The sequence below is a fragment of the Heminiphilus faecis genome (assembly GCF_008728965.1).
Classification (GTDB): domain Bacteria; phylum Bacteroidota; class Bacteroidia; order Bacteroidales; family Muribaculaceae; genus Muribaculum; species Muribaculum faecis.
In genome coordinates, this window is the sequence record NZ_VSMC01000022.1 from 43,149 (window position 1) to 53,608 (window position 10,460).

9 protein-coding genes are annotated in these 10,460 nt (G+C 43.9%); 3 read left to right on the plus strand and 6 right to left on the minus strand.

From position 1 onward, the window contains the following. The first annotated feature begins 21 nt into the window (after positions 1 to 21). The 3 genes from FW767_RS09805 to FW767_RS09815 all read left to right on the plus strand — a co-directional run bounded on the left by FW767_RS09805 (position 22) and on the right by FW767_RS09815 (position 6,530). Complete coding sequence (locus FW767_RS09805; RefSeq protein WP_262714010.1) at positions 22 to 4,539, plus strand: DUF4062 domain-containing protein; 4,518 nt, start codon at positions 22 to 24, stop codon at positions 4,537 to 4,539. Between the two features lie 381 nt (positions 4,540 to 4,920). After that, entirely contained in the window at positions 4,921 to 6,156 is a 1,236-nt protein-coding gene (locus FW767_RS09810) for a site-specific integrase (RefSeq protein WP_121699872.1), read from the plus strand. Between the two features lie 11 nt (positions 6,157 to 6,167). Further along, positions 6,168 to 6,530 (plus strand): RhuM protein, encoded by a 363-nt coding sequence (locus FW767_RS09815; RefSeq protein WP_121699871.1) that lies wholly within the window; start codon positions 6,168 to 6,170, stop codon positions 6,528 to 6,530. A 228-nt stretch (positions 6,531 to 6,758) separates the two neighbouring features. Here the strand turns inward: FW767_RS09815 and FW767_RS09820 are convergent, their stop codons facing one another. The 6 genes from FW767_RS09820 to FW767_RS09845 form a co-directional block, all read right to left on the minus strand. Next, on the minus strand, positions 6,759 to 7,310 hold the full coding sequence (locus FW767_RS09820; RefSeq protein WP_121699870.1) for a hypothetical protein: 552 nt from the start codon (positions 7,308 to 7,310) through the stop codon (positions 6,759 to 6,761). A gap of 1 nt (position 7,311) precedes the next feature. Then, positions 7,312 to 7,863 carry an RNA polymerase sigma factor gene (locus tag FW767_RS09825; RefSeq protein ID WP_205523888.1) on the minus strand — a complete coding sequence of 184 codons (552 nt, stop codon included), beginning with the start codon at positions 7,861 to 7,863 and terminating at the stop codon, positions 7,312 to 7,314. A 150-nt stretch (positions 7,864 to 8,013) separates the two neighbouring features. Beyond that, complete coding sequence (locus FW767_RS09830; protein ID WP_121699868.1) at positions 8,014 to 8,436, minus strand: PcfK-like family protein; 423 nt, start codon at positions 8,434 to 8,436, stop codon at positions 8,014 to 8,016. Positions 8,437 to 8,451: 15 nt separating this feature from the next. Continuing rightward, positions 8,452 to 9,048 (minus strand): hypothetical protein, encoded by a 597-nt coding sequence (locus tag FW767_RS09835; protein ID WP_121699867.1) that lies wholly within the window; start codon positions 9,046 to 9,048, stop codon positions 8,452 to 8,454. A 14-nt stretch (positions 9,049 to 9,062) separates the two neighbouring features. Beyond that, a complete protein-coding gene (locus FW767_RS09840) occupies positions 9,063 to 9,284 on the minus strand; it encodes a hypothetical protein (RefSeq protein ID WP_100766161.1) in 222 nt (73 codons plus the stop codon). Positions 9,285 to 9,295: 11 nt separating this feature from the next. Next, on the minus strand, positions 9,296 to 9,511 hold the full coding sequence (locus tag FW767_RS09845; protein WP_121699906.1) for a hypothetical protein: 216 nt from the start codon (positions 9,509 to 9,511) through the stop codon (positions 9,296 to 9,298). Positions 9,512 to 10,460: the final 949 nt, after the last annotated feature.

The following is a 10,460-nucleotide window of genomic DNA, read 5'->3' on the forward strand; positions in this document are numbered from 1 at the left end:
ATCCTTACATCCGTTTTTTTTATCAGTTCTACTTTCTCCGATATGGAAATAGAACGTAATATTATTCTTGGTATCATGGAGCGCTTGCGTAAAGAGTACATTGCACATGGTTGGACTATCGAGGCTGTTGATTTGCGATGGGGCATAGGTCGGGAGGATGCAGAAGAAAACATGACGATGCGCATATGTCTTGATGAACTGAGGCGATGCCAAAAGCTATCTCCTAAGCCTAATTTTATAGTTTTGTTGGGTGAACGCTACGGATGGATACCTCTCCCGGAGACTATGGCCGCCGATAAAATGCGGGCACTATATGAAAATGTCGATATTGCCGGTAAGTCTTTATTGAGAACCTGTTATAAATATGATGGCAACAAGTTGCCTGACGGAGAGTTTATTCTTAGACGCAGACATAAGAATATCTCGGTCGAGGATTATGCCGAGATGTTTGAACGGCCTTTGCAAGAACTGTTCCATAAATTTTATCCGCAGCAGTCAGCAACTGCGCAGGAGATTGCCGCCGGCATATTTGACACGGAAAATGCTGGCGATCATGTAGTAGCATATTTCCGTTCATTGACTGATGTAAGTGATTGTGATAAGACAAAATTCTATGATGGAGATAGCGGTGCCATAGAGCGCTGTGTCAGGCTTAAAGACAGAATACGTAGTTTTGTTAGTGAAGAAAATATATTGACGTGTAGTGATTTAAAGTACAATGAGTACAAAAGCGAGAAGTATGCGCTCTATTTTGAACAGCAGATGGAGAGACGTATACGACGGGTTGTGGAACAGGCAGTGCGTGATAATACGTTGTCGGTTGACGAGTTTGAACAAGGTTTAAGATGGGAATTTGCAGAAAGTGAAAGTCGTAGTTTCGTAGGCCGAGAGCGGGAATTTGCCGATATATTGAGTCGCGTATATCAACAGACTGACCAATATGCATTGGTTGTCAGGGGTGGAGTCGGAGCCGGAAAGACAGCTTTAATGGCTCGTTTGGCTACGGAGTGTCGCAAGATTCCTGATTTTAGAGTGGTGCTGCGCTTCGTTGGCATTACGGAGAGAAATAACCGTTTTGATTACATTATTACTTCTATACTTAACGAACTTCGCTCTTATTATACAGAAGAGGCACTTGAACGAACCCCCGAGCCATATGATATGGAGTTTGTAAAAAGTAAGATAAAAAGTGGGAGCGGTAAAATTTTTGAATTAGCTGATGAATGTGTGCGCCCCGGGCGTTATGTCATTATCCTTGATGGAGTAGAACGTATTGATTATGAGGGTATAAGTAGCGGTACTCTGGACTGGTTGGCGTCTGAAAGTCGTTCGTTGATAAATCCATACAGCAGTGAGGGAATTGTGGATGAAGCTTCACGATGTTATCATAACTTGCGTATAATAGCATCATGCCGAAATGATGAGCGTTTTACTAAAGGTTTGACGAAAAATGATTTTTATGATATCGGTAATCCCGGAGAGGACAGCGGAGATTATATTTCGTCATTTTTGTCCCAAGCCGGACGTCGTATGACTGACGAACAATGGATGCAGCTTAACAACAGATTGTCCGGTTATTCAGGATCTATACAGTTTTTGCGATTTTTGTCAGGTGCGTTGGCCTCTGTCGATTCTCGGTCATCTTTGACTGAGCTTCCATACTCGCGTCTTGATGCTGTAGGTTATATATTCAATATGCTTGTTGTGCCGGAGCGTCATGGGGAACGATTTTCGCGTATTGCACTTGCTGTTATTGCCACTTCACGCATAGGTGTTGATGCTACTACGATTAACCGTATATTGGCATTGGATGAAGTACTTGTAGCAGAATTAAAGTCAGAGAGCTTTCATGAATTTTTGATGACTGAGGAGTATGGGATTCCATCCATTCATTGGTCGCGCTACTACAATGAGCTTGAGAGCATAATATTGACTGTCCGTAAAGATTATAAAGGAGAGCTAATAAGGTTTGTCAATGATGAGCTACGGGAATATGTACATGATAACTGGTTGACAGCTCAAGATATTAGCCATGCATTGTACCTACAATATTGCTATTACCGCAAAACATGGCGTGAAGGACATGTGTCGGCTGTCAGCGATCTGATATACTGTCTCGGAACTGTAGCCGATATTAATGATGCATCTGTGGCACCTGAAATTATTTCTCTGCTTCGCGATAGCGAATTCGTAAGACTGAAAATAAGATTGTGTGGTATTGAATCGTTGCTTGAAGATGTTGATATCGCTATAAAATATGCATTATCGTCTGATATGAAGAACGAAGTGCGCCGTTTGTTTCAGATGAAAGCCATATTCTCGAAATTGCCGTATGACTTAACCGAAGATATGTATATTACACGATGTCTTAATCTTTGGAAAGGCACGATTTTAGGAGAAGCCGTTGAGAATAAAGGACTTGAGAAACTCTACTTGAGAGATGAACTGCGTGAGCTTAATGAGGAACGCTCATTGTTATTTGTGGAGCCTAACAGAGTACATGCTACAGATGATTTTATATACTATGAAAAATCATATAAATTGTCGGATTACGACAATAAACGTGCACTTTTGGAATACGATTACCGGAATGGGACTTGGAATTCTGTTCTTGAATGTGAAATGCCGTGTGCAATTCGGTTAAAACCTACTGCCGACATTTTGGTCGTTTCGAATTTGGAGGGGGTGGAAATATATAAGTTGTCTTCACGTGAATTTTATGGAAAGATAGCTTTTGGTGGCCTGATAGACTCACAAGAAGTATATAATGTGATAATGGATATTTCCGATGACGGTAATTATGTCGCTTACTGTAATCCGTCAGAATCAGGACGTATCTATATAGTGAATTTGAGTACGGGTAATATTATATATATAACCGGTACAGACAATCGTATTAAGTCCGTAGAAGAATATCCTTTCCGTTTTTCTCATGAAAGTAACGTGGCATGGGTGATTGGTGATAATGGTAAATTAATGTATTTTGATCTTCATGAGCAACGGCTTCATGTATTTGAATTTCAATGTACGGGAATATTGGATGCGTCTGACGATTTTGCTGTTATCGCGAATTGGCCCCCAATAGATCGATTAAAAAAGAAGTCAGTCATATATTTGTTATATTATAATAAAGGGAAATATGAATATTGGTGCTTTAAAGGATTCAGGGGAAAGATCTTTCAAGACAGAGATATAGCTTATATAATTGATGATGGCGTAGTCACTGAAATTAGCCTTTCACGTATTAGAGCACATGTTGATGATGCGGTTTCATATAGTATGATACCTTTGTCATTTGAAATATCCAATGATGGATTATATGGTATTGTCGGTCGTAGCGATTTTTATGACTTGCATGGAATGCTATCGACTTATTATGTGAGCAAGAAAGGATTTTGCGGAGTATTGGGCATTTCATCGTCTGCCTCAGGTAATCGGCATATTGTAACAATTAATAATCAGGATTCTTCTACATTGGCTCCTTTGGTTTTAATATGCAAAAATGATGCGGGAGTATGGCGAGAGACATTCTTTGCTCCTGAAGGGCAATATCCGGGTTGGGTGAGGTCGAGTGCTATTTCTCCTGACGGCAGACTTATAGCTTATTGTGTAGGGCTGCCTGATGGCGATAGATTTCGTATCGTTTCTGTTGATGATGGCCGCTTTATTGCGGAATGTCATATGCAAAACTATGGTAGTCCGTGTCTGCGATTCTCTTCTGACGGACGAGTAGCTATCGCTGCAGAACTTATAGAGGAAGGAAGTCCTGATGCCTGCAAACGAAATACGGTATTGTACAAATATGACGTAGTATCATCCTCTTTTCAACGGTTTGAGTTGTTTAATGCCGATACCCCATGGCTGAATTGTTTTGATGCGTTTGAGATACTGCCCGGAAATCGTTATGTCGTATGTCAGGGGTGGATTTTTGACATGCAGGAAAATAAGTTTGTAAATAAGGATAAGTTTGGGTTTACTCAAATATATTATTTCAAATACTTCTTCAAGCCGGTATTTATGCCTCGGTATGTTTATTCGCGCGAAGGTCTGGCAGTATATGTATCTGACGGTAGACAGGTATCTGTCGTTTCATTGCCATCAGGCAGCGTTAAAATAGCCGGACCATTGTCAGGACATTTGCTGGGAGTTTCCCACGATAGTGAATTTCTGTTTTACCGTGATTCTCGATATTCGCTTTACCGTTGTGACATGTCGCTTTTGAATAATGTTAAGTTGGCCGATGATGTGATGAACATATATATGCATCCCAAATGTATGTGTTTCTATGCTATCTGCCGAGATAAACGTATTTTGTTTTGCGACTATGATGGAAACATAATTAAACAGACTTATGAGCCGGAAGCAAAATTCTATTCGATTTGCGACAGTGGTATCGCCGCTGTCAGAAATTCCGGTCATGTAGCCTTCTTTCCGGTTGAAGTACCCGCTGATAAGATTATATGCGATGATAATGTGGTTGCATGTGGTCAAAAGCCCAATGGTGTTAAAAATCTTTTTGGACGCTTCTTCAAGAAATAATCCGATACCATACAGACCCTTAATCTGGCAGGCGCAGTTTTTTATATAATATTTACAAAGTTACTACAAAAAAGTGAAATGCGTAAAGATATAGTGATAGAATTGAGTTACAGGGGTTTCAGTCGCTTCCGATTATTCGTGAAGCCATCACAATCACCGCTGAAGCCAAATCTGGACGCCGCTACGTTACTTGTCCGTAACCATGCCCGAAAGGGCGACATACGGACACGGATAGCGAAACAAAGCGTTAAGGATTAGTGAGTTACTAACAACCCATGCAACAAATCCGGTCACGGAAAAAGATTGCGCCGTTCCTCCGTGTTTTGCGTACCGACGATGGATTCTTCACCGACTAATTTTGATCCTAAAAAATTAAGGACGATGAAGAGTACATTTTCAGTTATCTACTACCTCAAACGTCAGGTAGTGAAAAAGGACGGGACAGTGCCCGTCATGGGACGCATCACGGTGGACGGCAGCCAGACGCAGTTCAGCTGTAAACTGACCGTCTATCCCAAGCTGTGGGACACCAAAGGGGGACGTGTCACCGGCAGAAGCACGGCTGCACTCGAAACGAACCGCATGCTTGACAAGATGCGGGTGCGCATCAACAAACATTATCAGGAAATCATGGAGCGTGACAACTTCGTCACGGCAGAAAAGGTCAAAAACGCCTTTCTCGGACTGGAACACCGCTATCACACGCTGATGCAGGTGTTCCGGCAGCACAACGAGGACTACGAGAAACAGGTGGCGGCAGGCATGAAAGCCAAAGGCACGCTCTTGAAGTACAAGACCGTTTACAAGCACCTGCAAGAGTTCCTCACCATCCGCTACCGCGTAAAAGACATTGCTCTGAAAGAGCTTACGCCCGCTTTCATTTCCGATTTTGAAATGTTCCTGCGCACGGACAAACACTGCTGCACCAACACCGTGTGGCTGTATGTCTGCCCGCTTCGGACGATGGTGTTCATCGCCATCAACAACGAATGGCTCACACGCGACCCGTTCCGCGAGTACGAAATCAAGAAGGAGGAAACGGTGCGCAGTTTCCTGACGAAAGATGAAATCCGGCTGCTGATGGAGGGCAAACTGAAGAACGCCAAGCAGGAGCTATACCGTGATTTATACCTGTTCTGCGCCTTCACGGGCCTGTCGTTCGCCGACATGCGCAACCTGACGGAAGAGAACATCCGTACCTATTTCGACGAACACGAGTGGATAAACATCAACCGCCAGAAGACGGGTGTCGTTTCCAATATCCGGCTGCTTGACATAGCCAAGCGCATCATCGACAAATACCGGGGTCTGTGCGAGGACGGTAGGATATTCCCCGTGCCGCACTACATGACCTGCCTGTACGGAATCCGTGCTGTCGCCAAGCGTTGCGGCATCACCAAGCATATCACGTGGCATCAAAGCCGCCACACGGCAGCCACGACGGTGTTCCTCTCCAACGGCGTGCCCATTGAAACGGTAAGTTCCATGTTAGGGCACAAGAGCATAAAGACAACGCAGATATACGCTAAGATAACCAAAGAGAAGCTCAACCAAGACATGGAGAACCTTGCCGCAAGATTGAACCAAATCGAGGAATTTGCAGGTTGCACCATATAAAAAGAGAAGCCATGAAACGTGACATAATCATCATAGAGGACAAGGCGGTCCGCGTAACCGGTAACGATGTATTGATGACCGCCGGAGAAATCGCCGGACTGTTCCACACGGCTGTTCCGGCAGTGAACGCCGCCATCAAATCCGTCCTAAAGACGGACGTGCTGAACGACTACGAGGTGTGCCGCTACATACAACTTGAAAACGGGCTGTACGCGGATGTTTACTCGCTTGAAATCATCATCCCCGTCGCCTTCCGGCTGAACACTTACTGCACACACGTGTTCCGCACGTGGCTGGTAGGCAAGGTACTCTCAAAGGAAAAGCGGCAGGCATACGTGATGTTCATACAGAACGGAAAAGCTGGGTATTGCTAAAACACATAGCTGTAATGCATGGCATAAATTCTCCGAATAATCGATATTTATGATATTTGAGGTGTACGAAAAGTGTATGATTGAAACAATTTATGGAAAATCAAATATGGGTAGCAATTTTTAAGGGCTGTTTGTTTTATTTAATTGCCATTGTTTTCTCGTTTTTGATGGTATGAAAAAGCCGCCCGAATTAGGAGCGGCTTATACGGAGAGTTGGGAAGGTCTGATTTATTCCTTTATGGAATTGAAGTCGCGGAACAAATTTATGTATTGCGGCCAATAATGGAATATGCTGTAAACAATGCCTAAAATCAGTCCAATTGTCATTATCCAGAAGCCAATACGGTGAAAAGTCCATACGCTCGGCAAAAGAAGGGCGAAAAAGAAAACAAGACACATACCGATGAATATTTCACCCGATAAAGTCAGCAACTTGATAGTTGCAGTTTTTGAAAAAAGTTGTTTGGGAGAGAGGACGGCTATGTTGATGCTCTTTAATTTGCGGTACAGATAAATGTACCATATTGCACCGATAGCGAGGAACGAAGACAGGTATATTTTCAGATAGAGAGGAAACGAGATTGGATTGATGTTGTAGATTGCCGCAGCCACAAATATAATAGCTACTAAGAGCAAAGATGTATATGCCTTGCGGAATTTTTTGAGTATCTTGGTCTGCGCTGTTTTAGAGGCTGACACGTTTATCTTTATATCGGTGTTTGTCTTGGCGAGCACCTGCTCAAGCGTTGACATACTTTTTTTGAGTTCGTCGAGTTGCATATTATATCAGTTTAACGAGTTTGTCTTTAATGCGGTGAATTTTAGTCGCAACGGTGTTGCGTTTAAGGCCGAGGGTATCGGCTATTTCATCGTAGGAATATTCATCGAGCCAGAGAAGAATGATTGCTTTCTCTATATCTTCAAGTCGGTTGATAAGAGAGTGCAGGGCTTGAAAATTCTCCTTTTGCGCATCGTCAATTTCGGTAGATGCTTCGAGCAGTCCGAAATCAACCGATACAGTTTCGATTTTTGGCTTCGATGAACGTAAGGCCATGAGTGCAGAGTTTACCGCTACCCTATAAATCCATGTTGACATTTTACTGTTGCCTCGAAATTGATTTAATCCCAGCCAAATGCTGACATAGATTTCTTGCCTGATATCGTCAAACGGCAATTTATCGGTAGCGTAGAAATAGCTAACCTTGTTGATGATTCGGGAGTGCTGCTTTATGAACGAGGCAAAATCCCTTTCTGTTGTTGGTGGGTCTGTCATACTGAGCTTGTTTTGTTTGCTTTGCTTCGTTAGGTGCATATTCAGCCTCGAAAGTTTCATAAACGCGAAATATTTTATATATTTTTTGTTTTTCATTCGCAAAGATAGTAATAATCAGGCTACTACACATTGGAATAACATAGGATAAAATAACGGCTACCTCCGATTTAAGTGATTTAGATGAGATAGCCGTTATTGTCATTTAAGTCATTAACAATCCGAGGTGTCCACCTTGTGGGAGGCGAGCATCTCCTTGTTGGCGTCGGTTCTCGGCTTGTGACGGTTTTGCATTTCGCGCATCAGTCCGTCTTGGTATTGTCGGATAGCGTTCTGCCGTGCTTCCGCCTTTTCCTCCGCTGTGAGTTCCACCACATGGTTCACGGCTACCTTGCATTGGATAGGTTCGCCCACCTCTATCTCGTTCTCGTCATAGTAGTGGACGGCTTGTCCGTATATCTCTCCGTCCGTGAAGCCGTTGCAACCGCTTTTCTTCACATAGTTCAGAATGTAGGTCACGCAATCGTCTATGTTCTTGGCTGGGTTGCGGTAGTTCTTGGCAAAGAGCGCATCTTCCGCTGCACGCTGTTCCAAATACATCTGTATAGTTCTCTTGAAATGGTCTGTCGTTTTCATATCGCTGTCGTTTTATCAGTTATACATCTTTCCGTTTTCCAAAAACTCGTAGTCGTTGGCTGCGCAACTTTCCTCAAAACTCTCCTCGCTGCATTGGTATACCATATCGTCACGGCACGACTTGAAAAAGCTGTCAAGGCACTTGTCCATAAGGTCGTACAGAGTAGTTCGGGTATCGGGTGCTTTCAGAAAGTCATAGATGGGTTTCAGAATGTCCTCGTCTGCGCAATAGCCTGTCAGTACGCAACAATTATCCGTGAATACACGGCTTTTGCGCCTTTTCTTGTAATCGCCTTTGAGGTAATAGGTTTTCGGCTTGAATAGGATGTGCCAATAGTTATTGACGATGTATTTCAGATGCCGTATGCCGTTGAGTTGCTCTTCCTCTCCGCTGTAATGTGAGGTAAAGTGGTAGGAATAACGGCACGTGTCGTAGCTCCAATCATTGACCTTGATATTGAACACGCTTTCAAATGCGTCCAGCGTGTTTCGGTTCTCGCTGTTCCATCCGTATTCAAAAGTGTGCAGCCATTCGCCATAGGCGGTTTCCCTCGCCACTGCGGAGAGTTCGGCTAATTGGAATAAGTCGTATGTTCTTGTTATCGTTCTCATATCACTGTCGGTATTTAAATTGTCTGTTTCAGTATCTCTCTCCAATAGGTCGGCTCAACCTCGCTCAAAAGGAAGTCTGTAAAGTCCCTCCGTGCGTCCTTGTTCAGTTCGTGGTAGAGTTCACGGAACACGGATATGTTGCCGTTGATGTACGTTTCCACCATGTACACAAAGATGTTGTCCACCTCGTAGTATCTGCACTGCTGTGCTGCCGTTTTGCTGCTTCTCTTTGCCATTTCGGTAGGGATTAAAGGGTTAGTAACCAAAGGATGAAGCCGAAGAAGGCGATGGTTGAGAGGATAGCCACGATTACGCCTATCGCCACTCGGGACACTCCGTTTACTATCTCCGTGATGATGCCCCAAAGGATACCCAATATCCCGAAGGCGGTGCGCACGATTAAACCGCATATCGCAAGTCCTATGTATTGCGCCAATTGTCTGAAATTTGCCGTTGCCGTCATATCTTCGCTGTTTTGATTTTTTTGTTTTTAATGCGGATTCAAGAGCTGAGGGAGTTGAGTTTCAAACTATCTTATCTGCCTCTCGTTTATCCGACATTTTTTTAATGCGTCTTTCTGTCGCATCGGTCGTTTTCGTTTCGGGTGCTTAAAAAGGTAGGGATTAGGGAATGCAAGGTTTTTCGGGAAAAATACTACCCGTAGGGCTGGAGATTTTTCCCGAAAACAGGAGGCTTGACCTTGCTTTCCCGTCCAATCCCGGAATTACCTTTGCGCCCAGAACGGAAATGACTGCCTGATGCGGCCCACTGAAAGGCGCGGAAATGGAGGTAAACGGAAGTGGAGGCAGATTAGACAGAAAACTTCAAAAGAGAAATCCGTAAAAAAGAAGTCCACAAAAGAAAAAGGGAGATAGCCGGAAGCGTGGAACCGGGCAAACTACTGTGTAGAAAGTATGGTTTTATATCTCCGGCAGGACGTGTCCGGTCGGAGATATAAAATCATTCTTTCAGGTTTGCTTGCCGTGGGTGACGGCTTGTTACATTTATGGAGAGGGCGGTCATGCGCGGCTTTCCGCTTCCGGCTCAAATGGACAGCGAAAAAGAAAAATCGTCTGAAATCCGTAAAAGCACCTCTCTGGCATAAGCGCAAAAGAAATGGGCCTTGCATCATCAGTCTAAACTTCTGTTTAGGCGTGAGGCAAAGCCCTTTTCTCCGCTTATGCGGTAGTCGGCATACGTTCATCCAAAATCATTTTGGGCGATGGTGTGCCGACGGACAAAACCGCTTTTACGAAAAAACTTATATGTGAGGATAAAAAAATCATGAAGATTCAAAATCGAAGTGCAAAAACTTTGCTTAGATAAGCAGACCAACCTCACTCCTCTCGGAGGGGGATGCCCAAGCGGCGGGGGCGGCCGAGTCCGCCCCCAAGAGTGAATCGGTAGAAAAA

Excerpts from the sequence above, each read along its gene's own strand:
- FW767_RS09810 (WP_121699872.1), top strand. The coding sequence starts at position 4,921 with ATGAAGAGTACATTTTCAGTTATCTACTACCTCAAACGTCAGGTAGTG.
- FW767_RS09815 (WP_121699871.1), top strand. The coding sequence starts at position 6,168 with ATGAAACGTGACATAATCATCATAGAGGACAAGGCGGTCCGCGTAACC.
- FW767_RS09820 (WP_121699870.1), bottom strand. The coding sequence starts at position 7,310 with ATGCAACTCGACGAACTCAAAAAAAGTATGTCAACGCTTGAGCAGGTG.
- FW767_RS09825 (WP_205523888.1), bottom strand. The coding sequence starts at position 7,863 with ATGAAACTTTCGAGGCTGAATATGCACCTAACGAAGCAAAGCAAACAA.
- FW767_RS09830 (WP_121699868.1), bottom strand. The coding sequence starts at position 8,436 with ATGAAAACGACAGACCATTTCAAGAGAACTATACAGATGTATTTGGAA.
- FW767_RS09835 (WP_121699867.1), bottom strand. The coding sequence starts at position 9,048 with ATGAGAACGATAACAAGAACATACGACTTATTCCAATTAGCCGAACTC.
- FW767_RS09840 (WP_100766161.1), bottom strand. The coding sequence starts at position 9,284 with ATGGCAAAGAGAAGCAGCAAAACGGCAGCACAGCAGTGCAGATACTAC.
- FW767_RS09845 (WP_121699906.1), bottom strand. The coding sequence starts at position 9,511 with ATGACGGCAACGGCAAATTTCAGACAATTGGCGCAATACATAGGACTT.